Consider the following 26,015-nt stretch of genomic DNA (forward strand, 5'->3'; position numbering starts at 1 on the left):
CCACCTGACTTTTTGTCGATATTATAGGAAAGAGCGGTACGGTAGTTCCGGCTCGTCAGTAAAAATATCATCAAAACCGCGCCAGTGTTGGAAGTACATTTTGGCTTTATCGGTCGGGAAGGTATATTTGCCGCCGACTTGCCAGAAGAACGGCGCGAATTGATAGCCCAAACGATCCTTTTTCATCTTCCATAACACTTCGATTTCACGCGGATCGCTTTGGAAATTTGACCAAATATCGTGGTGAATCGGAATCACTACTTGGGTATTCAAACATTCGGCGGCACGCAAAATATCGGAGGAAGTCATTTTATCGGTTACGCCGCGCGGGTTTTCACCGTAAGACATTAACGCCACATCAATTTTATAGTCGTTGCCGTGTTTGGCGTAATAGTTAGAATAGTGGGAGTCGCCGGAGTGATATAAGTTGCCGCCGTCGGTTTCAAACAAGTAGTTCACGGCGCGTTCGTCCATGCTGTCGAGAATGCTTTTATCTGTTGACGAGACGCCTTGCGGCAGGGTGACAAGTGCGGTTCGGTCAAAGGCGTCCAACACCCGCACTTTGACATCGCCGACCTCAATCACATCGCCGACTTTAGCGGTGATACAGCGCTCTGCAGGCACGCCCCATTTTGTCCACAAATCGACACAGGCTTTAGGGCCGATAAATTTCACTTTGTCGCTGCAATTTTGCAACACCGCGGCGGCTACATTCGGATCGATGTGATCGGCGTGATCATGGGTTGCCATCACCGCATCAATTTCTTTGATCGCAAACGGATCCAACACGAAAACCGAGGTGCGCAAGTTCGGCTGCAAATTACGCACGCCGCCCATCCGCATCATTTGGTGTTGCTTATTCATGAAGGGATTTTTGCCGCTGCGTTTGCCGGTGCCGCACCAGAAATCGACGGAAATATTGGTATTGCCGGCGGTTTTCAACCAAATTCCGGTACAGCCCAACCACCACATGGCAAATGTGCCTTTTTGCACTTGCTCCTGTTCGATTTGCTCGTTCAACCACGTTCCCCATTCGGGAAAGGTGCTTAAAATCCATGATTCGCGAGTGATTTCATTAACTTTGCTCATAATAGTTACCTTTTTTTAGATTAACGAACTGTTGATATGACTCGCTATCACGGAATTGATTACACCAAAATCACTTCAACGCCTTTATTGCGCAGCGCCGAAATAATCGCTGGATCGGCATCTTTGCCGGTAATAACGATGTCCAAATTTTCTGCCGGGGAGAACAATGTGCCTATTCGCTGTCCGACTTTCGAGCTATCGACTAAAGCCACCACCTTATTGACATGGTTCAGCATTTTTTGCTCGACCATGGCGGAAAGCAAATCGACTTTAAATAGCCCTTCTTCACTCAAACCGCTGCCACTGGTGAACATATAATGCCCCGCATAGTAGGTGTCGGCTTTTTGATCCGTAGTTAAAAACAGATTTCTCTCTTTGTAATATTGACCGCCCAGCACGACCAAATTTTCATGTTGTTGTTCGATCAAATAATTTAACAGCGGAAAATAGTTTGTTATCACTTGTACGGATTTTCCGCAGATTTCTTGTCCCAACATAAATGCGGTTGAACCGCAATTAATCACAATACTGTCGCCGTTTTTGCAAATTTTTGCCGCCTGTTTTGCAATGCGCGCTTTTTCGTCATAATTCGCAGTTTCATAAATAGTCAACGGCGACCAGTTATTATTTTTATTCTCTTCACACGGGTATGCCCCATTACGGACTTTTTTCAGTTTTCCCTGTGTATCTAATTTGGTGATGTCACGTCGAGCGGTCGCCGGTGAAATGCCAAAGGTGTTCACAATTTCGGTAACTGTGATTGAACCTTGCTGTTGCAACAGCTCTAATAATGCATTTTGTCTTTTTAATTCCGTCATAAAAACCTCACAATGATTATGTGTGATTTTTTATTAATATAACAAATCACACATATGATTATCAATGATTTTTTAATCAAAACAACTCAAATATTGATTATTTATTAGTATCAAATTGATTTATAAATTAAAAATAAATTTGAACTTAACTTGCATGTGTTTTTAAATGTGTTAAGGACTAAAAAAATTTAGATCTAGCTCACATAAAATCAAAAATGATCTTCATTTAATCATAATAAATGACCTATTATGTGTTCCGAAATCGTATATATGACCAAAGTGCGGTATTTATCGATTTAAACACAAAAATATTATCATTTTTGCTCACAATCCTATCACCTCTATGGAGTGAATTATGGAAACACTATATAACATATTTTACATATTCTATAGCCAAGTTATGACAAAAGCCCCATTATTGTTGGGTTTGGTAACGTGTATCGGCTATATTCTTTTGCGTAAAGATACGACGACGGTATTAAAAGGCACCATCAAAACCATTGTTGGTTTCATGTTGGTGCAAGTCGGTGCTTCTACTTTGGTTAGCGGTTTCAAACCGGTGATTGAAAAATTATCCGAGTATCATCATTTGACCGGCTCGGTGATTGATCCTTATACCAGTATGATGGCGACCATGGAAACCATGGGCGATGATTACTCTTGGGTCGGTTATGCGGTGTTATTGGCATTGGCGCTGAATATTTTGTTGGTGGTATTCCGCCGTTTTACCGGCATTCGCACCATTATGCTCACCGGGCACATCATGTTCCAACAGGCGGGGTTGGTTGCCGTATTCTATTTGGTGATTGGTGCCTCAATGTGGGAAACCATTATTTATACGGCGATTTTGATGGCGCTTTATTGGAGTATCTCATCGAATATCATGTATAAAGCCACACAAGCCGTGACCGGCGGCGCCGGCTTTTCTATCGGACACCAACAGCAATTCGCCTCGTGGATTGCGACCAAAATCGCCCCGAAATTGGGCGATAAAAATGATTCGGTGGATAATTTGAAATTGCCGAAATGGCTGCATATCTTCCATGACAGCATTTCTGCCACCGCGATTGTGATGACCGTATTCTTCGGCATTATTTTGCTTTCGTTTGGCTTGGATAATCTACAGGCAATGGCGGGTAAGACCCACTGGACGATTTATATTTTGGAAACCGGGTTGAAATTTGCCGTGGCAATCCAAGTGATCGTTGCCGGGGTGCGCATGTTCGTTGCCGAGCTTTCCGAAGCGTTCAAAGGGGTTTCCGAACGGATTATTCCGAATGCGGTGTTGGCAATTGATTGTGCCGCGATTTATGCTTATTCCCCGAATGCGATGGTATTCGGCTTTATGTGGGGCGCAATCGGTCAGTTTGTGGCGGTAATCGGTTTGTTGATGTTCAGCTCGCCGATCATGATTATTCCGGGCTTTATTCCAATGTTCTTCTCGAATGCGACCATCGGGGTATTTGCCAACCATTTCGGCGGTTGGAAGTCGGTGATGAAAATCTGTTTCGTGATGGGGATCATCGAAGTCTTGGGGTCGGCATGGGCGATTCAAATTTTTGCCGATAACGGCACCGCTTTTAACGGCTGGATGGGCATGGCGGACTGGGCATTGGTATTCCCGCCGATCTTACAAGGGTTGAATAGCATTCCTTTGTTCTTCTTTGCGATTATCGCTGCTGCCATGGTCTATATGGCATATGCGTCCAAAAAATTGCGTGCCGATGAAGCCGCTGCCGCTGCCGCGGGCAAAACGCTGGATCAAATGGACGGTTACGGTGTGGATGAATCCATTATGGAAGATGAGGATGAAAGTGCGGTTGACGACAGGTTGAGTGAAATCAAACCGGTGCGGGTGTTGGCAGTGTGCGGCAACGGGCAAGGTTCCTCCATGATGATGAAAATGAAAATCGGCGCTTATCTGGATAAAAAAGGCATTCCGAATATTATGGATTCCTGCGCGATTTCCGATTATAAATCCAAGTTAAGCAGCACCGACATTATCGTTTCCTCGAAACATTTGGCGGGTGAAATGCAAGTATCGGAAGGCAAGTTTATCCTTGGAGTGCAAAATATGCTGAATCCGAATTCGTTTGGCGATGAATTGATTGCCATTATCCAGCAACATTTCGGCAAAAACTAATGAGAATCCGATTCCGGTAGTGGCTTTCACTACCGGAAGCCTGAAGGGAGAGTAAGAGATGAATTTAAAACAGTCACTGATTGAGAATAATTCGATCAAATTGAACCAACACGCGGGTAATTGGCGGGAAGCGATAAAAATCGGCACCGATATGCTGGTGGCTTCCGGTGCGGTTGAGCCGCGTTATTATGACGCAATCGTACAGAGTATCAATGAATTAGGTCCTTATATCATTCTTGCGCCGGGTTTGGCAATGCCGCACGCAAGACCAGAGGACGGCGTGAATAAAACGGCATTTGCGTTGGTGACTTTGGCGGAACCGATCGTGTTTGAAGGCGAAGAAACACCGGTGGATATATTGATTACCTTAGCCGGCAGCACGTCGGATCAGCATATGCAAGGCTTGATGGAAATCACCCAAGTGCTTGATGACGAAGAAAGCGAAACAGGCGTTGACTTGGCGAAAATAAAAGCTTGTAATAGCAAAGAAGATATTTACCGCGTGATTGACGACGCACTGAATAAAGCTTAACTGATTATTTTATGATTGAAAAAGAGAGGATATATGACTAAACCATTACTGCAAATCGCATTAGATTCGTTAAATTTAGAAACCGCACTTGAAACCGCGGAAAATGTGGCAAGTTATGTCGATATTATCGAAATCGGCACGATTTTGGCGTTTGCCGAAGGAATGCCGGCAGTGAGTGCCTTGAGAAAAGCACATCCGAAGCATATTTTGGTTTGTGATATGAAAACCACCGACGGCGGTGCGATTTTAGCCAAAATGGCGTTCGAAGCCGGTGCGGACTGGATTACGGTATCTGCCGCCGCGCACATCGCCACCATCGGCGCCTGTAAAAAAGTCGCCGACGAATTTGGACGTGAAATCCAAATCGAATTATACGGTAACTGGACCTTGGAAGACGCGCAAAGCTGGGTCGATTTAGGTATCAACCAAGCGATTTACCACCGTTCGCGCGACGCAGAGTTGGCAGGCGTGGGCTGGACGGAAGCCGATTTGGTGAAAATGAAACAGTTATCCGATTTAGGTCTGCAACTGTCGATTACCGGCGGTATCGTAGCGGAAGATGTACACCTGTTTGCGCCGATCCAAAATGCCAAAGCCTTTATTGCCGGACGTGCCTTGGTCGGTGAAAAAGGCAAAGCCACCGCCGAAGCAATTCGTGCCGAAATTGAAAAATATTGGTGATTCGCATTTACACTGAAGACGTTACAGATTAAGCCCGTGTCGGTCAAACCGAGCGGGCTTTTGCTTTGCTGAAGGGGAAGGTCAATACTCGGTCTTATCTTTAAACTCACACAAATCTTCGATAATACAGGCGCCGCAGCGCGGTTTTCTGGCGACGCAGGTGTAGCGCCCGAGCAGGATAAGCCAGTGATGAACGTCGACTTTAAATTCGTCCGGCACGACTTTGAGCAGTTTTTCTTCCACTTTGACCACGTCTTTGCCGGGGGCGAAGTTGGTGCGGTTGGAAACGCGGAAAATATGGGTATCGACCGCAATCGTCGGCCAGCCGAAAGCGGTGTTCAGCACCACGTTGGCGGTTTTGCGCCCGACGCCGGGCAGGGCTTCCAACGCTTCGCGTGATTCCGGCACATCGCCGTGGTGTTTATCCAACAGTAAACGACAGGTTTTAATCACGTTTTCCGCTTTGCTGTTATATAAACCGATGGTTTTGATGTATTCCTTCAAACCGTCCACGCCCAGATCCCAAATCGCTTGCGGTGTGTTGGCGACGGGGAACAGTTTATCGGTGGCTTTGTTGACGCCTTTATCGGTGGCTTGCGCCGATAAAATGACGGCGATCAACAACTCAAACGGCGAGCTGAAATTCAGCTCGGTGGTCGGCTTCGGATCGGCGTCACGCAGGCGGGTGAGAATTTCAATTCGTTTTTGCTTATTCATACCGCACTTTATGCCTTTTTATGATCAATGATATTTTTGACGGCCAATATCAGCCCCAAACCGATAAACGCGCCCGGTGGCAAAATTGCCAGTAAAAAGCTGGTGTCGACATGCAGAATTTCAATCCGTAGTGATGTTGCCCACGGACCGAACAGTTGATCCAAGCCGTCAAACAGCGTGCCGTTGCCGAGTATTTCACGCATTGCACCCAAAATAAATAGACTGAGAGTCATGCCTAAACCCATTGAAAACCCGTCGAATAATGACGGTAATACGCCGTTTTTGGAAGCAAAGGCTTCGGCGCGTCCGATGACGATACAGTTGGTGACGATCAGCGGAATAAAAATCCCCAAAGATAAATACAGATCATACACAAACGCGTTCATCAGCAGTTGCACCGCGGTGACGGTGGCGGCAATAATCATCACGTAAATCGGAATGCGGATTTCGTGCGGAATTGCGCTGCGGAAGAGCGACACAATCGAGTTGGTGCAGATCAACACCAACATGGTCGCCAGCCCTAAACCAAGGGCGTAGGTGACGCTGTTGGATACCGCTAACAGCGGGCACAAGCCTAATAACTGGACTAAAGTCGAGTTATTGTCCCATAAGCCTTGACGAAAAATACCGCGCCAATCGTTTGCCGCGGTTTGAGGCGCGGTGTCAATTTCCATAATGTCGATTGTACCGACTTGCTCTGATATTAGGCGTTCCGACATATTTTCCTCACTTATCGACATGCTTCAAATTGGCTTGGCGGATGATGCTGAAAATCGCTGACTACCGCACTTGCCGCGGCTTTAATCGCGTTAATCACCGCTCTTGGCGTAATGGTTGCGCCGGTGAATTGATCGAACCGACCACCGTCTTTTTTCACCGCCCATTCGTTCTGATTTTCAAGGCTGAACAGTTGCTGATTAAAACCGTAGATCCAATCGGATTTGCTGGTTTCCAATTTATCGCCCAAGCCCGGTGTTTCTTTGTGTGCCAGTGTCCGCACGCCTAATACTTTGCCGTCGGGGGTGATCCCAACCAGGATATCAATTCTACCGGAATAGCCCTGATTGGTGGTGGCTTTAATTGCATAAGCGGTGGTTTGCCCCTGTTTTTGCGCAATGTAAATCTGTTGCAATTGCGGATAACGGTCGGCGTCGGGCACAACACAATGTTGTAATAAATTATTATCGAAATAATCCGCCGGAATCACCTGTGCCAGTTGCTGCCGCTGTTGGTTCAATGCGGCGTTATCGATCCGCTGTTTGGTCAGCAAAAAAACGCCAATCGAAAGTGCGGTACAGAGCAGGGCAACCAATGCCAAAATCAGGGCGGAGCGAAAGGTGGTTTTAATCATCGTCTAACCTTATTTTTTAACCGGATAACCGTATACGCGCGGGCGGGTGTAGTGGTCGATCAGCGGCACGCAAATGTTTGCCAATAAAATCGAGAATGCCACCGCGTCAGGATAGTTGCCGTAGTTGCGAATGACATAAATCAGTAAGCCGACCAATGCGCCGAAAATCAGTTTGCCGCGTGGCGTAATTGAGGCGGTGACCGGATCGGTCGCAATAAAGAACGCACAAAACATGGTGGCGCCGCTGAATAATTGCCACAACGGATTCGGCAATGCTTGCTCGGAAAACAGCCAGTCGGCGCAACTCAACAAGGCAAGGCTCAGCAATAGCGCGAACGGAATTTGCCAGTGGATGATTTTTTTCCACAATAACAACAGCCCGCCAAGTAAAAACGCCAGATTCAGCTGCCACCAACCGTTGCCGAGTGAGCCAAGTGCGGTTTGGCTGAAAATCGGCGATTGGCTGACATCAAGCCAACTTTTTTGCGCCAGTAAACCGCTGCGCAACGAATCTAACGGGGTCGCTTGGCTAATGCCGTCGATGGTGGCGGTGAGCTGAACCAGCGAGTAACCGTCACTGCTGATGCCGCTAAAAATCAAGGCAACGGTGTCGTTCCAAGTCGGCGGTTCGTTTAGCAGGGCGATCGGCGGCATCCAGCTGGTCATTTGCAACGGGAAGGAGATTAACAACACCACATAACCGACCATTGCCGGATTAAACGGATTTTGCCCTAAGCCGCCGTACACATGTTTGCCTAAAATCACGGCGCAAAAAGTGCCGATTAAAATGATCCAATAAGGCGCATAGGGCGGAATCGCGACCGCTAAAATCAGCGCGGTGAGAATGACACTAAAGTCGGAAACATAAAATAACAGCGGTTTACGGCGCAAATAAGTGACGAACAACTCAAGCAGATAGGCGAAACCGACCGCCAGTCCGATTTGGATAAATACGCCGAAGCCGAAATAAAAGATCTGCACCGCAATTGCCGGCAGCATTGCCACAATCACCCACAACATAAAACGCGCGGTTAAGTTGCTGGAATGGGTATGCGGGGAACTGACTATTTTAAACATCTCTCTTTCCTATGGCTTTTCGGTTTCAGCGCTGGCTTGCTGCGCCGCTTTTTTGGCTTTGGCACGCGCAATCGCGGCGGCAACGGCGGCTTTGCGCGGCTCGGTTTCAACCGCACTTGCCTGCGGTTTTTCTGTTTGAACGTCAAGCGCACTTTCGCTTGCATTGCCGGCTTGCGCCGCTTTTTTGGCTTTGGCGCGCGCGATGGCGGCGGCAACCGCGGCTTTGCGCGGGTCGGTTTCAACCGCACTTGCCAACGGTTTTTCTGTTTGAACGTCAAGCGCACTTTCGCTTGCATTGCCGGCTTGCGCCGCTTTTTTGGCTTTGGCGCGCGCGATGGCGGCGGCAACCGCGGCTTTGCGCGGATCGGCTTCAACCGCACTTGCCTGCGGTTTTTCCGTTTGAATGCCAACCGCACTTTCGCTTGCATTGCTAGTCTGCGCCGCTTTTTTGGCTTTGGCGCGCACAATCGCGGCGGCAACGGCGGCACTTTTTTCGCTGGTTGAATCAGCGGTTTGTTCCGCTTGCTTGTCGGCTTGCTGTTGTAACCGTCGCGCTTTGCGTTGCGCCATGAGTTCGCGGTTATCCGGCAGCACTTCGCCGGCTTTAGTTCGACGTGTAGCGGTTTCAGGGTTGGCAGTTGCGGCATTGTCAGCTGTTTGGGCTTCAGCCGCTTTTTTCGCTTTTAAGCGTTCTAAGGCGGCTTTGACCGGATCTTCGCCTTTTTGTTGCGCAATTTCTTGGCGGCGTTTTTCGGCGGCTTGCTGTGCGCGTTGCTCGCGCTGCAATTTCTCTTTCAGCAAACGCGCTTCGCGCTGTTCAAACCGCACTTTTGCCTCTTCTGCCAAGCGCTCTTTATGTTTGATTTCGGCGATTTTGGCCTTTTCCTGGCGGAAATATTGAATCAACGGAATATTACTCGGGCAGACATAGGCACAAACGCCGCATTCGATACAAGCGCTGAGATCATATTGTTCCGATTTGGCGTGATCCTCGCTGCGCGCAAACCAGTACAGTTGTTGGGGCAGCAGTTGCACCGGGCAGGCGTCGGAGCAGCTGGAACAACGGATGCAGTTTTGTTCCGGCGCGGGCGGCGCATATTCAAAGTGATCCGGCGCAATCAGGCAGTTGGTCATTTTGTTAACCGGCGCTTGCGGATTCGGCAGAATATAGCCCATCATCGGACCGCCGACGAAAATCGGCAAACGGGCGTCCGCTTGGTATTTCACTTGTTGTAGCAGGGTTTGAATCGGGGTGCCGAAACGTACCCAATAGTTACGCGGTTGCGGGATTTTATCGCCGGTCAGGGTGACGACGCGTTCAATCAACGGTTCATCATTGATCACCGCGCGTTTAATCGCAAATACCGTCGCCACATTGTGCATTAAAATGCCGAGCGAAGAAGAACGCGCGCCTTTCGGCACTTCCAAACCGGTCAGCACTTGAATCAGCTGTTTTGAGGCGCCGGACGGATAAATGGTCGGAATCACGCGCAACTCAATGTCATTCGCGCCTTGAAGTGCGGTTTTGATCGCTTGAACCGCCTGCGGTTTGTTATCTTCGATCGCAAACACGATTTTTTCCGGGCGGGTGAGGTAGCGCAAGATACGGATACCTTCCAGAATTTCCTGACTGTAATCCTGCATTAGACGATCATCGCAGGTGATATAAGGTTCGCATTCCGCGCCGTTGATAATCAGCAGTTTGATCCCATTGACGACATAATTGATTTTATTGGCACTCGGGAACACCGCTCCGCCGAGCCCGGCGATCCCGGCTTGGTAAATCCGCTCGATCAACTGTTCCGTGCTGAACGACATAAAATCGTCGCTGAAAGTGCGGTCACGCCATTGATCCAAACCGTCCGCCTGCAATACCACCGTCGCTTCGCTCAAGCCGGACGGATGGTTGGCGGGATAAGCACCAATATCAATAATAGTGCCCGAGGTCGGCGCGTGAACCGGCAATTTACTCAGCAATTGATGATGGGTCAGCTGTTGTCCTTTCAGCACGTAATCGCCGATGTTTACCAGCAGATCGGCAGCGTCGCCGACATGTTGTTTCAGCGGGATATAAAAGCGCTCGGGCAGGGCGAGGCGACCGATTTTCTTTTGGTTCGATTGGGTTTTCATCTCCGCCGGGTGAACGCCGCCGGGAAATTGCCACAGTTTGCCGCTGTTGATTCGTTGAATGAGATCTTTCATGCTAGCCTTCATCAGACGGTTTTGCAACGGTGATGGTATGATCAAGCGAGGTAATCGGAATAATCAGCTTCGGATCAAATTTCCAATTCCATTGTTCGATGTTATTTTCGACTTTTTCCATGGTAATACAGTCTGTCGGACAAGGGGCGACACATAATTCGCAACCGGTGCAGAGATCGGCGATCACCGTATGCAAGGCTTTATTCGAGCCGATAATTGCGTCGACCGGACAGGCTTGAATACATTTGGTGCAACCGATACACATCTCTTCGTGGATAAAGGCGACTTTGACTTCAGGCGCGCCTTCGGCAAAATCGGTACTCGGCACTTCAACCCCGAGCATATCGGCAAGCTGCACCACCAAGGGTTGCCCGCCGGGCACGCATTTGGTAATGACATCGCCGTTGGCAATCGCTTCGGCATACGGGCGGCAGCCGGGATAACCGCACTGCCCGCATTGGCTTTGCGGCAGAATCGCGTCAATTTGCTCGACAATCGGATCGCTTTCCACTTTCAGTTTCACCGAGGAAAAACCGAGAATTGCGCCGCAAACCAATGCCAGCAAGGCAATTAGGATCAGCACCCAGTGAAGTGCGGTCAGCTCGCTTAACAAACTCATTAGCTGTGTACCAAATTGGTAAAGCCTAAAAAGGCAAGCGACATTAAACCGGCGGTGATCAGCGCGATAGAGGCGCCTTGAAACGGTTTCGGCACATCGGCGGCGGCTAAGCGTTCACGCAAAGCGGCAAACAGCACCAACACCAAAGAAAAACCGAGCGCGGCACTGAAGCCGTAAATCACGGATTGGACTAAATTATGCGCCAGATTAATATTTAATAACGCCACGCCTAATACGGCGCAGTTGGTGGTGATCAGCGGCAAGAAAATACCGAGCAAACGGTAGAGTGTCGGGCTGGTTTTATGGATCACCATTTCGGTGAATTGCACCACCACGGCAATCACCAAAATGAACACCAAAGTCCGCAGAAAGTCTGCGCCGAGCGGCATTAAAATATAGCGGTCGATTAAATACGAACACAGCGAAGCGACCGTCAACACAAAGGTGGTTGCCAGTCCCATGCCGATGGCGGTTTCAATTTTTTTGGAAACGCCCATAAACGGACATAGCCCGAGAAATTTAATCAGGACAAAGTTGTTGACAAGTGCGGTTCCAAGTACTAATAACAGGTAATCGATCATAACTATTCAACCGGAAAAACGAGGATGTATTATCCGTTTTTCTGAAACTAAGAACAATACTAAAATCAGATTAAATTTGAAATTAAAGTGCGGTCAAATCTAATATCAAGGGGCGGAGGCTATTCCGCCATTAACGGCGGCGGCAGTGGTTCGGGCTCGCCTAAAAAATAAGGCTCCTTTTCGGTTAACAAATCCCACAGCATATATATCCGGGCAAAAAATTCACGGATTCGGACACTGTAACGTTCGTCAGGGTATTCGGCGGCATAGCAGATTGCGTCAATATTGTAATATTGCGCAATAAACAGGGCGCGTTCGCAGTGGAATTTTTGCGACACGATGGTGATGGAGTTGGCATGAAAAATACTTTTCGCCCGAATCACCGAATCGAGGGTGCGAAAGCCGGCAAAATCCAGATACATAAATTCCGCGTTGACGCCGAGTTTGCGTAAATCGTAAAACATATTGCGCGGTTCGTTATATTGCGGCGTGCGATTGTCGCCGCTTAACAGCAGATAATCAACCTTATTGTTTTTGATTAATTCCTGTGCGGCGAGCAGACGGTTGTAATAAAACAGGTTAAGCGAGTTATCGCTGAAATAGCGTGAAGTGCCGAGAACCAAGGCATAAGGGCGGTGTGGAACCGCATGGATATCATCATAAATCTTGTCGCGCACATAAAATCCGATGGTTTGATCGGCGATGATGATGGTAATCACGGAAAAAGAAACGAGAAATGCCAGATATTTCAAGCGCTCTTGCAACCAACGGCAGATCAGCGAGAGTCGCTTGGTGACTGCGGGGGGGATGTTGGAAGCGTTATCTGACATTTTATGTGATCTCATACTAGGGACTATTAGTAATGAAACGGGATAAAGTGATGGTTTATTCTAACAATATAAAGCAGTTATCGCTAGGCAAATCATTTTATTTTGTGTGCGGCGTCAGATTCTTGGATCGGCTTTCATGATAGGTGATGTACAAAATTGCCAGAATAATCAAACCGGCGCCAAGCCAAAGCCGCCCCGGCGGAACCGCTTGAAAAACCAGCCAGCCGCCTAACACATTCAGTGGTAACTTCAGAAAATCAAACGGTTGTAAATAGGCGGCGTCCGCCAAATTATATGCCTTGGCGATCGCCAGTTGTGCAATCGCAGTCAGAAACCCGAGCAGGATCAGATAGCCTAATTGGGCTGTATCGGGCAGGCTTAGTCCGGCGCTTTGCAATACACTCAGCAGATTAAACGGCGTGATGAGAATAAACAGATACACCACAATCGTGGTCGGCGAATCGTGCGCAGACAGTTTTTTCACCATGAGAGAATAAATCGCCCAGCACAACGCTGCCGCAAGCGGCAACAGGGCAACGGGATTAAAATCTTCCGCCCACGGTTTGAGAATAATCATCGCTCCGGCGAAACCGAGCAAAGTTGCCAACATGCGGTTGATACCGACTTTTTCTTTTAAAAACAATGCCGCGCCCAAAGTGGCGAACAGCGGGGAGGTCATAATCAAGGCAATGCCTTGCCAGATGGGAATCGGGTACATTAAGGCGCTGATCCAACATTGAATCCCGATCACCGAAATCCCGATCCGCAGAATATGCCAAAGCAAGTGCCGGGTTTTCAGCACGCTTTTACCCGCTCTAAATAGACTGGGGGCAAGAAACAATAAGGCGAACAAGTATTGGAACAGTGCGACCGAGGCGGAGTCAATCGTGGTTTGCGTGCCTAAAATCTGGGTAAGCGTATTGATGACGGCAAAGACGATACCGGCAAGTATCATTGCCAATGCGCCTTTAATCGGGTGATGTAACATCGGATCGGTGGCCTTATGCGAGAGTGGAAATTGCGCTTAAGCATAGCGTTAACCGCCGAAAAAGCAAGAGTGAAAATAGCGGTGTATCATTCCAGATGTTTAGACGGCTAAAATTGCTTGACAATGATTTTAGGGATCGGTAATTTATGTTCTTAATTTAGAACAGAATATAAAAAACAGCATTGCAAGGTAGTTATGGCGGTCAAATCCACTCAATTATTTACTGAACAACCGATCCGGTTACTTTTAGGCGGGCAGCTCGGTAATATTACGGTGGCGTACCAAACTTACGGGCAATTGAATGCAGAGAAGAGCAATGCGGTGTTGATTTGCCATGCCTTGACCGGCGATGCCGAACCGTTTTTTGCCGATGAAAGCGAAGCAAAAGGCTGGTGGCAGAGTTTTATGGGGCCGGGTTTGGCGTTGGATACCGATCGCTTTTTCTTTATCTGTTCCAATGTGTTGGGCGGTTGCAAAGGCACGACCGGCCCCTCCTCGATTAATCCCGCCACAGACAAACCCTATGGCAGCCAATTTCCGGCGATTACCATTCAAGATATAATTCGGGTGGAAAAGGCGCTGCTGGATCATTTGCAAATACCGCACTTGCGTGCCGTGATCGGCGGCTCGTTCGGCGGCATGCAAGCAACGCAATGGGCAATCGACTATCCGGATTATGTTGGTTGTGTGGTGAATCTTTGTTCTTCCTTGTATTTTAGTGCCGAAGCGATTGGTTTTAACCATGTTATGCGTCAGGCGATCATTGCTGATCCGCACTTTAATCGCGGCGACTATTACCACGGACCGGCACCGGAACAAGGTTTGGCGATTGCCAGAATGCTGGGCATGCTGACTTACCGCACCGATATTCAGCTGAATAAAGCCTTTGGGCGGGTGCAAAAACAGGTGCCGGAACATTTTGGTGATTATTTTCAAGTGGAATCGTATCTCAGCTACCAAGGCAAAAAATTTCTTGATCGCTTTGACGCCAATAGTTATCTGCACCTCACCCGCGCATTGGATTTATACGATCCGGCGCTGAATTACGACCATGATATCAAACAAGCGCTGAGCCGGATTAAAGCCCGCTATATTCTGGTTGCCGTAGCCAATGATCAATTGTTCAAAGCGGTCGATATGCGTAAAAGCAAGGCATTATTGGAAGAAAACGGCGTCGAACTGGATTATCACGAGTTTAATTCCGATTTCGGACATGACGCTTTTCTGGTCGAATACGATTTCTTTGAGCCGATGATTCGTAAGGGACTGGAATAAGCGAATACAGCAGCCATCTTTCGTTTCGTCGTTATTCGGCGCATAATTTTTTGTAAATAACACTATTTTAGAACTCAAAATAATGTAAACTACGCATTAATCCAATGATTATTAAATATAAATAAATCGAATTATTTTCGGGAGGTTGCGCCATGTTCAAACGCTTCGCGCTAAATACGGTGATTATGGCAACTGGTTTCGCGCTTGTTAGCACATTTAGTTATGCTAATTCACTTAAAAACGTACTCGTACAATCTTTAGTCAATGACCCTATATTAAAAGAAGCCGAGGCTGAATTAGGCGCAGCGAAAGATAGAGTGGAACAGGCAAAAGGCGGGCATTATCCGGTGGTTTCGTTGACCGGGAATAAAGTCTTATCGCAATATCACAAAGATCCGGGTGACCGTAAAGAAAGCAAAATTGTGCCCGGAGTCAGGGGTTCAATTAATTTATATGCTTTTGGCGCGATTGAAAAAGACGTTGAAAAGAATAAAGAAAATGAAAAATATTACAACTTCAAATACTACGAAAGCCGTGAAGAATTGGCTTATACCATTTCAGAATTGTATTTGAATGCGTTGCAGGCAAAAGAAAAGATTGCAGTTGGTGAGCGTAATTTACAGCGTCATAATGAAATTTTGGCGGATTTGGGCACGATTGTCTTAAATGATGAAGGGCGTGAGTCGGAATATGTGCAAGCGGAATCCCGTGCAATTTTGGTTGAACAGGAAATTAATGAATATCAGCGCGAGCTATATCAAAATTTGACACAGTTAGCGACCTATACCGGCAATCAGATTACGGAAAAAGAGTTGCAAGATCCGTTTACCAAATTATCCGTTGATGTACTCTATAAAAATTATTCGGCAAAAGATGTCAGAAGCACGGCAACCTACCAAGCACAAGCCGCCGAGTTAGAAACCAATCTAAAAGATCACGAATTATCAAAACTCAAAAAATTGCCAAAGATTGATTTGACGGCAACAGCCACCAGCGAAGATCGCGAAGCCGCGATTAACGTCAATTGGGATGTGTTTAACCATACCTCCAGTTATGAAGTGAGAGAAAAAGCGAATGTGATTGCGTCATCCAAAGAGCGGTTACACCGGGTCGAGCGCAATATTCGTGAAACATCAAATTTAGCGCAATTAGATATCAAACGAAATACGATTCAATTGCGAACCATTAAAAAACAAATTACAGCCTCGAAAAAGGTGGCGGAGTTTTACCGATTGCAATTTGATTTGGCTCGTAAGACATTGATTGAACTATTAAATGCACATAGCGAATTATTCAGTGTCGAAATGGCGCAGGTGAATACGCAAAGTGCTCTGCGCAAGGCAAAACTTGACTACCTGCGTTCGCAAGGAACGCTTGCCGAATGGGCGGGTTTTCCACGCAATGCGCGGAAATAATCCAAAGATGAGAATAACGGCAATAAAAGCAGAGAATTCTGCTTTTATTGCTTTTCCTTTTAAAGAAGCATAATAACGATGAAACTAATTATTGAAAATATTTCTCTGGCAACACAATTGGTGGGCTCGCAACTTTCTGTCGCGACGTTAACCGCGAATGTTATCCGCAATAACGATATGGGAATTAACTTTTCTTCATTGCAAGAGTTTTTAAAAAGTGAAGGGTTTGAAAATACGATCTCACAACGGGCGTTAGAAGATATCCCCTCTTTGGCAATGCCGGCGGTGGTGCTGTTGCAAAATGAAGAGGCGGCGGTGATTATTGCAATAGAAGGATATGGGCAAGAGCGAGTATATACCATTCAGCAATTGGACGGTTTGACCCAGCGTATCAACCACGCGGATTTAGTGAAAACATACCTTGGATATTGTTGGTTTATCAAACCGAAAATTGGGGTTGACGCCCGTTCGGAACTGCCGGAATATAAAATGCCGAAGGCATGGTTTTTTAAGGTGATTTGGCGTTTTAAACGCTATTACTATCAGGTTATTCTTGCCACGTTTATCATTAACTTCTTGGCGCTCGTCAGCTCGCTTTATGTGATGAATGTCTATGACCGGGTGATTCCTAATCAAGCGTATAACACCTTGTGGGTTTTGAGTATTGGTGTGGTTATTGCGATTACGTTTGAGTTTATTGCGAAAATGATCCGAGGGCATTTAACGGATATTGCCGGTAAGAAGGCGGATTTAATTATTAGTTCCGCGCTTTTTCGGCGGGTGGTCGGGTTAAAATTACAAGAACGCCCGGCATCTTCGGGTTCTTATGCCAGTAATTTACGTGATTTTGAATCAGTGCGCGATTTTATGACCAGCGCAAGTTTGCTAACCTTGGTCGATTTGCCATTCTTACTGCTTTTTATTTCGGTGATTTGGCTAGTGGCAGGCAATTTGGCGATTGTACCATCAGTTATTATTCCGTTAGTGATTTTGGTCGGTTTTTTAGCACAAGGCCCGCTAGCCAAATACATCAATGAATCAATGAAAGAGTCATCACAACGTCAAGGGCTGGCAGTAGAAGCAATTGAAGGCTTGGAAACGCTGAAAACCAATAATGCGGCGAAATGGGCGCAAAAACGTTGGGATCACTACACCGCAACCAGTGCCGCTTCGTCGATTAAACTGAAAGATACCAGTAACTTCGTGGTTAACTTTGCCACCGCAATGCAACAACTGAATACGGTATTTTTAGTGGTTTACGGTACTTATCTGATACACAGTGAAGATCCGACGGAAAAAATCACTATGGGGGCATTGATTGCGGCGGTGATTCTATCCGGGCGCGCCCTTGCGCCGGTCGGACAAATTGCCGGTTTGGCAGTGCGCTTTCAACAGGCTTGGGTTGCCTTGAAGGGCGTTAACGGCATTATTGAACGCAAAACGGATCGCGATAGCGAGCGCAATTACGTCACTCTTGAACAAGTTCAGGGCGAACTGCAATTTAACAACGTTAATTTCTCTTACGACAAGGACGCCGCTCCGGCGTTGAGCCAATTAAATTTAACCATTCGCCCGAGAGAAAAAGTCGGGATTTTAGGGCGAATCGGCAGTGGGAAATCGACCGCACTGAAAGCCGGTTCGGGGTTATATGATTTGAACTCAGGGACTATTTCCTTAGACGGTGTGGATTTACGCCAGCTAGATCCTAATTTCCTACGTAATCAAATTTTGCTGTTAGAACAAAATCCACGCCTGTTTTTAGGCAGTTTGCGCGAGAATATGGATCTAGCCCGTATGGACGGTTTTTCGAGCGATCAGGATTTAATTCGGGCTTTGACGGTATTTGGTTTGGATAAACTGATTCGTAATCACCCGCGTGGCTTGGATATGCCGCTGGGCGAAAATGGGTTAGGATTATCGGGCGGACAGAAACAGGTGATTGCACTGGCGAGAATGTTATTACGTAACCCCAAAGTGGTGTTATTGGATGAACCGACAACCGCACTTGACCAAGCCAGTGAAATTCAAGCATTACGAGTGATTGCTAATTGGTGTCGCAACCGTACGATGGTGATCGTGACTCATCGACCACAAGTATTACAAATTGTCGATCGGATCGTGATTATTGACCAAGGCAAAGTTGTGATGGATGGGCCTCGTGACGCAGTGCTGAAAAAATTGGCCGAAAATGAAAGAAAGCAACAACAGCAAGCTCAAGCCGCACAGGCGCAAGTAAAACAACCCGAGCAACAAACCACCCAACTTGATGTAACGCTGTAGGAAAAGAATGATGTCAGAAAAACAAGAAACAACGGTTACGACCAAAGGCAAAACAGTACCAAGTGCGGTCAATCAGCAATTGATTACCGATAATACACCGAGCAAAGAAAAGTACAGCAAACGGGATTTAAAGCTGTTAACCGACCTGAATGCGGCCATCCAACAGGAAAAACATACGGGGTTGTTTTGGGGAATTATTTTACTGTTTGCTTTTTTAACCGTATTTTTAATTTGGGCATACAATAGTCCGTTGGAAGAAGTTACCCGCGGACAGGGCAGCATTATTCCGAGTAGCCGTGAACAGGTGATTCAGAGCCTAGACCCGGGGATTTTAAGTGAAATGCAAGTTAAAGAAGGGGATTTGGTTGAAAAAGGACAAGTCCTATTGAAATTGGATGATACCCGTAGCTCAGCCGGTTTGCGCGAAAGTCAAGCTAAAGTGCAGAACTTGGCGGCGGTTGTAACGCGCTTGGAAGCCGAAGCCTATAATCGAGTTCTTAAGTTTGCCGAAGATACGCCGCAAGAGCTAGTTGACCGGGAAACTGCGGTCTATAATTCACATAAACAAGCGCTAAAAGAGTCGATCAATAGTTTGAGTGAAAGTAAAAAATTGCTGGATCGAGAAATTGCGATGACAACACCAATGGTAGCCAAAGGGGCGGTATCGGAAGTCGAAGTGCTGAGAATGCGTCGCCAATCCAGTGAATTGCAATTGCAAATTGTTGAACGGCAAAACAAATATGTGACCGACGCCAATAGTGAATTGGTTCGGGTTCAAACCGAATTGCAACAAGCTCGGGAAAATATGGCAATGCGAGCTGATCCGGTAGAGCGTTCCTTGATCCGCTCCCCACTTAAAGGGATAGTGAAAAATATTCGGATCAATACTATCGGGGGAGTAATCAGTGCCGGGCAAGATATTATGGAAATTGTTCCGGTGGAAGAAAAATTGGTGGTTGAAGCTTATATCAGCCCGCGTGATGTCGCTTATGTCCGTCCGGGAATGGAAGCGCTAGTCAAGTTGTCGGCATATGATTACGCCATTTATGGTGGTTTGGATGGCGTGGTGACATTACTCAGTCCGGACACCTTACACGACCAAAAACGACCGAGTGATTTAAAATTGAATGCTAATGAAGCCTATTACCGGGTATTGGTAACTACCGAATCAAGCACCTTAACCGATAAAAACGGAAAAGAATTGCCGATTATTCCCGGTATGATTGCCACGATTGATATCAAAACCGGTGAAAAAACCGTATTCCAATATTTAGTCAAACCGATCACCCGCTTGAAGCAGGCATTGCAAGAGCGCTAGTTTATATTTTTGAAGGTGCAAAACGGGATAATGACACGAGCATTATCCCGTTTTGTTTTGCGTGCTAAGTTGTTGTTAAATTGCGATAGTTTCCATATTATGCCGTTTGAATTTATCGGCTAAGTCCGCTAATTTTTCTCCATTCGGCAAGCGCAACAGTGTTGCGATTTCATATAGCGGTACGATCACAAATTCGCGATTGTGCATATCATAGTGCGGTACGGTCAGGCGTTCGTTATTAATGATGTTGTCGCCATACAGCAGAATATCCAAATCCAAAGTACGTTCACCCCAGCGACGTAAGCGGATTCGTCCTTGCCGTTGCTCGATGTGTTGCAGCTGATCCAATAAATCCAGTGGTGAAAGCGCGGTTTCAATCGCGGCGACGGCATTGATAAAATCCGGCTGATCTTGCGGTCCGAGCGGTTTGCTACGATAAAACGAACTCACCGCGGTGACTTCGGTTTGCGGCAACGCATTTAACGCTTCAACCGCACTTTGCAATTGTTCAAGCGGATTGGCTAAGTTGCTACCCAGTGCGATATAAGCTGTTGCTTTCAAAATATTACTCGGCTTGTTATTCAGCATTGGATTTCGCTCGATTGCTTGGTTTGCGGCGACGGTAACGGCGTTTTTTCTTCGCTTGCGGATCGCGTTGATTTTGCTCCGCCATTAAATTTTCACGCTGTTGCGGATTGCTGAGTTGGTATTCGTGCCACCATGTGGTCAGCTCGATCAATTCGCCGCCTTCCAGTTCGGCACGCATTGCCAACAGATCATATCCGGCGCGGAATTTGGCTTGCGCCATGGTTTTTTCCGCACGGTTGCCGCTGCGTTTCGGCAGTTGCAATTGTAACGACCAAATTTCGCGCACCACCAAGGTATAGCGTTTCGGCACGGTCAAGGCAAGGCATAAACCGTCCAAAACTTCACTTGCCGCCACTGAAAACGCATCGTAATTGTTGAGATTGGCCTCGTTTTTCAGTTGATCCATTTTTTCACGTAGCGGATACCAATAAAATGCGGCGAATAAAAATGCCGGATTAACCCGTAAATTATCTTTGATTCGTTCATCGGTTGATTGAAGTGCGGTACGAATCATACGCTCTGCCAACGAATCTTGTTTGCCGGTGAAAAACGGGATCAGCGTCGGGAACAGATACGGCAACAGTTGATATTGATTGAGCAACTCATAGGTTTGCAGCCCGCAGCCGCTTTGCAGTAATTTTAACGATTCGTCGAACAGACGTGCCGCCGGAATATTGCGTAGTAACGGGGCGCAGGTTTTGATCGGCGCTTCACTGTCGCGATCCAAAAACATATCCAGTTTTGCCATAAAGCGCACGGCGCGCAGCATGCGCACCGGATCTTCTTGATAGCGGGTTTCCGCATCACCAATCAAACGCAATTTACCATTGCGCAAATCCTCCACGCCGTTGAAATAGTCAATGAGCATATTGTGTTTCGGATCGTAATACAGCGCATTAACCGTGAAATCGCGTCGTTTGGCATCCTCTTCCAATGTGCCGAACACGTTATCACGCAATAGCATGCCGTCTAAACTTTGACGCGATAGTTCGCCTTTATGTTCGTCTTGATGATCCGCGCGGAAGGTCGCCACTTCAATTACCTCGCGCCCGAACATAATGTGCGCCAAACGGAAACGCCGTCCGATCAGGCGGCATTGGCGTTGAAACACTTTTTTGATTTGATCGGGGCTGGCATTGGTCGCGACATCAAAATCTTTCGGCTGTTTTTCCAATAATAAATCGCGCAAACAGCCGCCAACCACATAGGCTTCATAACCATTACGTTGTAACTTTTCCACCACGGTCAACGCATTGCGTTGGATCATGCGTGGATAAATGCCGTATTCCGCCGCTTTCAGATGATATTTATGGGGCACCGCATGATGGTGCACTTTGCGTTTCGGTTTAGGTTGGTTTTCCAAATTCGGATTTGGGCGGATTTTCGCTTTATGGGAGTGCGTAGCATGTTGGATTTCATCGTTTTTCGGCGGGCTTTTTGCTTTGTTTTTTTTGCCGAAAAATTGTTTGATTAACGTTAAAATGGGACACCTCGCTGAGATAACAGCTGTTTGATAATTATCGGATAAGTTTGCCCCGAATTTTAGCCCAAATTGCCGGCGTTGCAAATACAAAAATCACAAAGCGTGGCCGGCTGAATATCCATAATAAAAATAAGCCTATTGCAGTGATAGGTTAAGCAAATTAAAAACCTTGATATTAATCAAATAAAAAACACAATAAATCAGCCAAACTACCCCGGAAGTAGTAGGGGTATTTAAGTCATATTCATTTTTTACTGTTAAGGGGTTTATATGAAGAAAAAGCTGATTTTTTCGTTGATTGGCTTGGGAGTCATCGGGTTTTTGGCGACGGTGGCTTATGTTAATCAGTTTGATAACCAACAACGTGATAAATTGTTGGCGCAAAGTGCGGTACAAAATCCGGCGGCAAAAGCGGTGGAAAGGGTGTTTTATGATAATCAATGCCAATATTGCCACACGCAAAACGCCGAAGTGCCGTTTTATATTCAGCTGCCGGTGATCAACGGCATTATGCAAAATGACATTGATAAGGCGTTGGATCACTTTTTATTAAGCGAAATCACCGCGCATTTTGACCAACCGCAAAATCTGTCGGCGGCGGCATTGGCGAAGCTGGAACGTGTCGTATTGAATGATGAAATGCCGATGAAATCCTTTATTCATCTGCACTGGGGATCATCATTAGATACCAATGAGCAAAAAATAGTGCTGGATTGGATTCGTCAGCAACGGCAAGATCATTTGTTGCCGCAAACCGCCGGCGTAGCCGCCGATCGCTTTATCCAACCGATTCCCGACAGCATTGAAACCAATCCGGCGAAAGTGGCGTTGGGTAACGTGCTTTATCACAGCACCGCACTTTCCGGCGATGGCAGCGTTGCATGCGCCAGTTGCCACGGTTTGAATAGCGGTGGGGTGGATAATCTGCCGACATCAACCGGTATTCACGGACAAAAAGGCGGTATCAATGCGCCGACGGTGTATAACGCCGCGTTCAATTTCGTACAGTTCTGGGATGGTCGTGCGGCAACGCTTGCCGATCAAGCCGGTGGTCCTCCGTTTAATCCGGTGGAAATGGGATCAAAAGATTGGGACGAAATTATTGCCAAATTGGATCAAGATCAAGCCTTAAAAGCGGCATTCTTACAAGTCTATCCGAACGGCTTCACCGGAGAAAATATCACCGACGCGATTGGCGAATTCGAGAAAACCTTAATCACGCCGAACAGCCCGTTTGATCAATTCTTAAAAGGCGATGAAAACGCCTTAACCGCACAGCAAAAACACGGCTATGCCTTGTTCCAACAATACAAATGCGACACCTGCCACAGCGGAATCAATATGGGGGGCACGTCCTATGAATTGATGGGCACGAAGGCGGATTATTTTGCGGATCGCGGCACGGAAATTACCGCTGACGATTTGGGTCGTTTCAATCAAACCCAAGATCCGCGCGATAAGCACCGCTTCAAAGTGCCAAGCCTGCGCAACATTGCGTTGACCGCGCCATATTTCCACGATGGGCAAACCGAAACTTTACCGCAAGCGGTAGCAACCATGTTGAAATACCAAAACGGTGTGGTGCTGCCGGAGCAAGATGTGAACGACATGGTTGAGTTTTTGCACAGCTTAACCGGTGAATATCAGGGCAAGCTATTGTTGAATGAGAACAGTAAACCTTAATATCTGATACTAAAACAATAAGCAAGTCGTTCAATGGCGGCTTGCTTTATTTATCTGATCCTGCATTATCCCCCTGCTAATTCCCCCCAATTTTGCTATACTGCGCCCCAATTAACCGTCGAATCGAGAACAGATTATCCCATGAAAACGATGAATACATTGTTTGCCACCACCGCGCGTGGATTTGAAGAATTATTAAAAGCCGAACTGACCGCACTTGGTGCGCAAGAATGTCAATTGCAGCAAGGCGGCGTTGCCTATCAAGCCGACGACAGCACGCTGTACCGCACTTTGCTGTGGAGCCGCTTGAGTTCGCGCATTTTATTGCCCTTAACCCAAAGCAAAGTCTATGACGACTTGGATCTCTATTCGACCATCACCCAATTTGACTGGCTACAACATTTTGACAGCAAAAGCACGTTTTTAGTCGATTTTAACGGCACGAACCAAGCCATTCGCCACACCCAATTCGGCGCAATGCGCGTCAAAGACGGCATAGTGGATTACTTTGAACGCAAAGGCGAAGCGCGCCCGAACGTAGAAAAAGAGTATCCCGATATTCGCATTCACGTTTATCTCAACCGCGAAGACGCGATAATCTCGCTCGATCTCAGCGGCGAGGCATTGCATTTGCGCGGTTATCGTGAGGAAAGCGGCAAAGCCCCGTTGCGTGAAACCTTGGCGGCGGCGGTGATTTTGCGTTCCGGCTGGGAACAAGGCACGCCGTTGGTTGATCCGATGTGCGGTTCCGGCACGTTGCTAATCGAAGCGGCGCAAATGGAAGCGCAAATCGCACCGCAATTAGGGCGTTTGCATTGGGGCTTTGATCACTGGAAAGGGCATAATTTTGAATGCTGGCAACAAGTGCGGTCAGAAGCGGAACAACAAGCCGAACAGCAGGCGCAAAAAAATCCGCAACCGCACTTTTACGGTTTCGACCTCGATCACCGCGTGTTACAAAAAGCGCAGCGCAACGCCAAACAAGCGGGCGTGGCACATTTAATCCGTTTCAAACAGGGCGACATCGCCGCACTGAAAAATCCGTGTGCCGCCGATGAAATCGGCACAGTGGTATGTAATCCGCCATACGGTGAACGTTTAGGCACAACACCGGCGTTGATTGCGCTGTATTCGGTTTTCGGGCAGCGCTTAAAAGAGCAGTTCGGCGGCTGGAACGCGTCGATTTTTAGTGCCGAACCGGAATTGTTGAGCTGTATCCGATTGCGTTCGCACCGCCAGTTTAAAGCAAAGAATGGACCGTTGGAGTGCTTGCAAAAAAATTATCAAATTAAAGCGCAAGATCCGACCGCACTTGATCACCCAGCGCCGGTTCAAGCAGAATTATCGGCTTCGGCAGGCACTGGTTTGGCGCAAGACTTCGCCAACCGTTTGCAAAAAAATATCAAAAAGATCGAGAAATGGGCGCAGCAACAGGGGCTGGACGCTTATCGTTTATATGATGCCGATCTGCCGGAATATAATCTGGCGGTGGATCGGTATGCCGATCATATCGTGGTGCAGGAATATGCCGCGCCGAAAAATATTGATCCGGCGAAAGCGCGTCAGCGTTTGCTCGATGCGCTCAGTGCAACCTTGCAAGTCACCGGTGTCGATACCAATAAACTGGTGCTGAAAGTGCGGCAAAAACAAAAAGGCAGCAGCCAATATGAAAAACTGGGCAATCAGGGCGACTATTTTGATGTGCAAGAATACGGCGCAAAATTGTGGGTCAATCTGACCGATTATCTCGATACCGGTCTATTTTTGGATCACCGCCTCACCCGCAAAATGGTCGGCGAAATGGCGAAAGGCAAAGATTTTCTCAATCTGTTTGCCTACACCGGCTCGGCAACGGTTCATGCGGCGTTGGGCGGTGCAAAAACCACCACAACGGTGGATATGTCAAATACCTATCTCAACTGGGCGGAGCAAAATTTAATCCTGAACGGCTTTGAGGAAAGCCGTCAGCACAAGATTATTCAAGCCGACTGCTTGCAATGGCTAGCAGAATGTAAGCAACAATATGATCTGATCTTCGTCGATCCGCCGACGTTTTCCAACTCGAAACGCATGGAGGAGAGTTGGGACGTGCAGCGCGATCATCTTCATCTGATGACGATGTTGAAAAACATTATCCGTCCGAACGGTACGATTATTTTTTCCAATAACAAACGCGGCTTCAAAATGGATTTCGACGGCTTGACCGCACTTGGCTTACAAGCGACCGAAATCAGCGCAAAAACCTTACCGCTGGATTTTGAGCGTAATAAACAGATTCATAATTGTTGGATCATCACGACATTATAATAATCAAAAAAGCTCTAGAGGGGCTGATTAATAATATA

General features: G+C 47.2%; 21 protein-coding genes and 1 pseudogene. 9 read left to right on the plus strand and 13 right to left on the minus strand.

All coding sequences use genetic code 11. From position 1 onward, the window contains the following. Nucleotides 1–21: 21 nt before the first annotated feature. Nucleotides 22–1,089 (minus strand): L-ascorbate 6-phosphate lactonase, encoded by a 1,068-nt coding sequence (ulaG, locus tag ACQ31U_RS10280; RefSeq protein ID WP_431051764.1) that lies wholly within the window; start codon nt 1,087–1,089, stop codon nt 22–24. 59 nt (nt 1,090–1,148) lie between these two features. Further along, complete coding sequence (gene ulaR, locus ACQ31U_RS10285) at nt 1,149–1,907, minus strand: HTH-type transcriptional regulator UlaR (RefSeq protein WP_431051766.1); 759 nt, start codon at nt 1,905–1,907, stop codon at nt 1,149–1,151. 355 nt (nt 1,908–2,262) lie between these two features. Between ulaR and ACQ31U_RS10290 the strand changes: the two genes are divergently transcribed. From ACQ31U_RS10290 to ACQ31U_RS10300, 3 genes are read left to right on the plus strand one after another with little or no spacing between them, the layout of a single operon-like run. Then, entirely contained in the window at nt 2,263–4,050 is a 1,788-nt protein-coding gene (locus ACQ31U_RS10290) for a PTS ascorbate-specific subunit IIBC (protein WP_431051768.1), read from the plus strand. Between the two features lie 58 nt (nt 4,051–4,108). Continuing rightward, on the plus strand, nt 4,109–4,582 hold the full coding sequence (locus ACQ31U_RS10295; protein WP_431051770.1) for a PTS sugar transporter subunit IIA: 474 nt from the start codon (nt 4,109–4,111) through the stop codon (nt 4,580–4,582). A gap of 33 nt (nt 4,583–4,615) precedes the next feature. Then, on the plus strand, nt 4,616–5,263 hold the full coding sequence (locus ACQ31U_RS10300; protein WP_431051772.1) for a 3-keto-L-gulonate-6-phosphate decarboxylase UlaD: 648 nt from the start codon (nt 4,616–4,618) through the stop codon (nt 5,261–5,263). Nucleotides 5,264–5,344: 81 nt separating this feature from the next. On the opposite strand, the gene nth is transcribed toward ACQ31U_RS10300, so the two are convergent. From nth to ACQ31U_RS10345, 9 genes are all read right to left on the minus strand, one after another. Continuing rightward, nucleotides 5,345–5,980, minus strand: coding sequence for an endonuclease III (gene nth, locus ACQ31U_RS10305; RefSeq protein WP_431051774.1), 636 nt, complete (start codon nt 5,978–5,980; stop codon nt 5,345–5,347). An 8-nt stretch (nt 5,981–5,988) separates the two neighbouring features. After that, nucleotides 5,989–6,654 carry an electron transport complex subunit E gene (locus ACQ31U_RS10310; RefSeq protein WP_431054327.1) on the minus strand — a complete coding sequence of 222 codons (666 nt, stop codon included), beginning with the start codon at nt 6,652–6,654 and terminating at the stop codon, nt 5,989–5,991. A gap of 56 nt (nt 6,655–6,710) precedes the next feature. Continuing rightward, nucleotides 6,711–7,331, minus strand: a complete 621-nt coding sequence (gene rsxG / locus ACQ31U_RS10315; protein ID WP_431051776.1) for an electron transport complex subunit RsxG — start codon at nt 7,329–7,331, stop codon at nt 6,711–6,713. 9 nt (nt 7,332–7,340) lie between these two features. Continuing rightward, nucleotides 7,341–8,408, minus strand: a complete 1,068-nt coding sequence (rsxD, locus tag ACQ31U_RS10320; RefSeq protein ID WP_431051778.1) for an electron transport complex subunit RsxD — start codon at nt 8,406–8,408, stop codon at nt 7,341–7,343. A gap of 9 nt (nt 8,409–8,417) precedes the next feature. After that, complete coding sequence (rsxC, locus tag ACQ31U_RS10325) at nt 8,418–10,610, minus strand: electron transport complex subunit RsxC (protein ID WP_431051780.1); 2,193 nt, start codon at nt 10,608–10,610, stop codon at nt 8,418–8,420. A 1-nt stretch (nt 10,611) separates the two neighbouring features. Beyond that, nucleotides 10,612–11,229, minus strand: coding sequence for an electron transport complex subunit RsxB (rsxB, locus tag ACQ31U_RS10330; protein WP_431051782.1), 618 nt, complete (start codon nt 11,227–11,229; stop codon nt 10,612–10,614). After that, nucleotides 11,229–11,810 carry an electron transport complex subunit RsxA gene (gene rsxA / locus ACQ31U_RS10335; RefSeq protein ID WP_431051784.1) on the minus strand — a complete coding sequence of 194 codons (582 nt, stop codon included), beginning with the start codon at nt 11,808–11,810 and terminating at the stop codon, nt 11,229–11,231. The genes rsxB and rsxA overlap by 1 nt, the downstream gene beginning before the upstream one ends. 119 nt (nt 11,811–11,929) lie before the next feature. Further along, nucleotides 11,930–12,640, minus strand: coding sequence for a SanA/YdcF family protein (locus ACQ31U_RS10340; RefSeq protein WP_431051786.1), 711 nt, complete (start codon nt 12,638–12,640; stop codon nt 11,930–11,932). A gap of 97 nt (nt 12,641–12,737) precedes the next feature. Continuing rightward, a complete protein-coding gene (locus tag ACQ31U_RS10345) occupies nt 12,738–13,628 on the minus strand; it encodes a DMT family transporter (protein ID WP_431051788.1) in 891 nt (296 codons plus the stop codon). Between the two features lie 192 nt (nt 13,629–13,820). Between ACQ31U_RS10345 and metX the strand changes: the two are divergent. The 4 genes and pseudogenes from metX to ACQ31U_RS10365 form a co-directional block, all read left to right on the plus strand. Further along, nucleotides 13,821–14,903: pseudogene (metX, locus tag ACQ31U_RS10350) on the plus strand (homoserine O-acetyltransferase MetX); the annotation flags it as partial. A 152-nt stretch (nt 14,904–15,055) separates the two neighbouring features. Further along, a complete protein-coding gene (locus tag ACQ31U_RS10355; RefSeq protein ID WP_431051790.1) occupies nt 15,056–16,318 on the plus strand; it encodes a TolC family protein in 1,263 nt (420 codons plus the stop codon). 78 nt (nt 16,319–16,396) lie between these two features. After that, on the plus strand, nt 16,397–18,598 hold the full coding sequence (locus ACQ31U_RS10360; protein WP_431051792.1) for a type I secretion system permease/ATPase: 2,202 nt from the start codon (nt 16,397–16,399) through the stop codon (nt 18,596–18,598). A 7-nt stretch (nt 18,599–18,605) separates the two neighbouring features. Next, on the plus strand, nt 18,606–19,916 hold the full coding sequence (locus ACQ31U_RS10365) for an HlyD family type I secretion periplasmic adaptor subunit (RefSeq protein WP_431051794.1): 1,311 nt from the start codon (nt 18,606–18,608) through the stop codon (nt 19,914–19,916). Between the two features lie 75 nt (nt 19,917–19,991). Here ACQ31U_RS10365 and folK read toward each other — a convergent pair whose 3' ends face one another. Together folK and pcnB are read right to left on the minus strand one after the other, a co-directional pair. After that, the gene (gene folK, locus ACQ31U_RS10370; RefSeq protein ID WP_431051796.1) at nt 19,992–20,504 is read right to left on the minus strand and encodes a 2-amino-4-hydroxy-6-hydroxymethyldihydropteridine diphosphokinase; all 513 of its coding nucleotides are present in this window, start codon (nt 20,502–20,504) and stop codon (nt 19,992–19,994) included. Continuing rightward, nucleotides 20,494–22,005, minus strand: a complete 1,512-nt coding sequence (gene pcnB, locus ACQ31U_RS10375; RefSeq protein WP_431054328.1) for a polynucleotide adenylyltransferase PcnB — start codon at nt 22,003–22,005, stop codon at nt 20,494–20,496. The genes folK and pcnB overlap by 11 nt, the downstream gene beginning before the upstream one ends. Before the next feature lie 252 nt (nt 22,006–22,257). Between pcnB and ACQ31U_RS10380 the strand changes: the two genes are divergently transcribed. After that, nucleotides 22,258–23,670 (plus strand): cytochrome c peroxidase, encoded by a 1,413-nt coding sequence (locus ACQ31U_RS10380; protein WP_431051798.1) that lies wholly within the window; start codon nt 22,258–22,260, stop codon nt 23,668–23,670. A 150-nt stretch (nt 23,671–23,820) separates the two neighbouring features. Beyond that, on the plus strand, nt 23,821–25,977 hold the full coding sequence (gene rlmKL, locus ACQ31U_RS10385; protein ID WP_431054329.1) for a bifunctional 23S rRNA (guanine(2069)-N(7))-methyltransferase RlmK/23S rRNA (guanine(2445)-N(2))-methyltransferase RlmL: 2,157 nt from the start codon (nt 23,821–23,823) through the stop codon (nt 25,975–25,977). The last annotated feature ends 38 nt before the right edge of the window (nt 25,978–26,015 follow it).

It is taken from the genome of Testudinibacter sp. TW-1 (assembly GCF_050613185.1).
Lineage (GTDB): Bacteria > Pseudomonadota > Gammaproteobacteria > Enterobacterales > Pasteurellaceae > Chelonobacter.

Coding starts and splice junctions, on each gene's coding strand:
- ulaG (WP_431051764.1), bottom strand. CDS start 1,089: ATGAGCAAAGTTAATGAAATCACTCGCGAATCATGGATTTTAAGCACC.
- ulaR (WP_431051766.1), bottom strand. CDS start 1,907: ATGACGGAATTAAAAAGACAAAATGCATTATTAGAGCTGTTGCAACAG.
- ACQ31U_RS10290 (WP_431051768.1), top strand. CDS start 2,263: ATGGAAACACTATATAACATATTTTACATATTCTATAGCCAAGTTATG.
- ACQ31U_RS10295 (WP_431051770.1), top strand. CDS start 4,109: ATGAATTTAAAACAGTCACTGATTGAGAATAATTCGATCAAATTGAAC.
- ACQ31U_RS10300 (WP_431051772.1), top strand. CDS start 4,616: ATGACTAAACCATTACTGCAAATCGCATTAGATTCGTTAAATTTAGAA.
- nth (WP_431051774.1), bottom strand. CDS start 5,980: ATGAATAAGCAAAAACGAATTGAAATTCTCACCCGCCTGCGTGACGCC.
- ACQ31U_RS10310 (WP_431054327.1), bottom strand. CDS start 6,654: ATGGAAATTGACACCGCGCCTCAAACCGCGGCAAACGATTGGCGCGGT.
- rsxG (WP_431051776.1), bottom strand. CDS start 7,331: ATGATTAAAACCACCTTTCGCTCCGCCCTGATTTTGGCATTGGTTGCC.
- rsxD (WP_431051778.1), bottom strand. CDS start 8,408: ATGTTTAAAATAGTCAGTTCCCCGCATACCCATTCCAGCAACTTAACC.
- rsxC (WP_431051780.1), bottom strand. CDS start 10,610: ATGAAAGATCTCATTCAACGAATCAACAGCGGCAAACTGTGGCAATTT.
- rsxB (WP_431051782.1), bottom strand. CDS start 11,229: ATGAGTTTGTTAAGCGAGCTGACCGCACTTCACTGGGTGCTGATCCTA.
- rsxA (WP_431051784.1), bottom strand. CDS start 11,810: ATGATCGATTACCTGTTATTAGTACTTGGAACCGCACTTGTCAACAAC.
- ACQ31U_RS10340 (WP_431051786.1), bottom strand. CDS start 12,640: ATGTCAGATAACGCTTCCAACATCCCCCCCGCAGTCACCAAGCGACTC.
- ACQ31U_RS10345 (WP_431051788.1), bottom strand. CDS start 13,628: ATGTTACATCACCCGATTAAAGGCGCATTGGCAATGATACTTGCCGGT.
- ACQ31U_RS10355 (WP_431051790.1), top strand. CDS start 15,056: ATGTTCAAACGCTTCGCGCTAAATACGGTGATTATGGCAACTGGTTTC.
- ACQ31U_RS10360 (WP_431051792.1), top strand. CDS start 16,397: ATGAAACTAATTATTGAAAATATTTCTCTGGCAACACAATTGGTGGGC.
- ACQ31U_RS10365 (WP_431051794.1), top strand. CDS start 18,606: ATGATGTCAGAAAAACAAGAAACAACGGTTACGACCAAAGGCAAAACA.
- folK (WP_431051796.1), bottom strand. CDS start 20,504: ATGCTGAATAACAAGCCGAGTAATATTTTGAAAGCAACAGCTTATATC.
- ACQ31U_RS10380 (WP_431051798.1), top strand. CDS start 22,258: ATGAAGAAAAAGCTGATTTTTTCGTTGATTGGCTTGGGAGTCATCGGG.
- rlmKL (WP_431054329.1), top strand. CDS start 23,821: ATGAATACATTGTTTGCCACCACCGCGCGTGGATTTGAAGAATTATTA.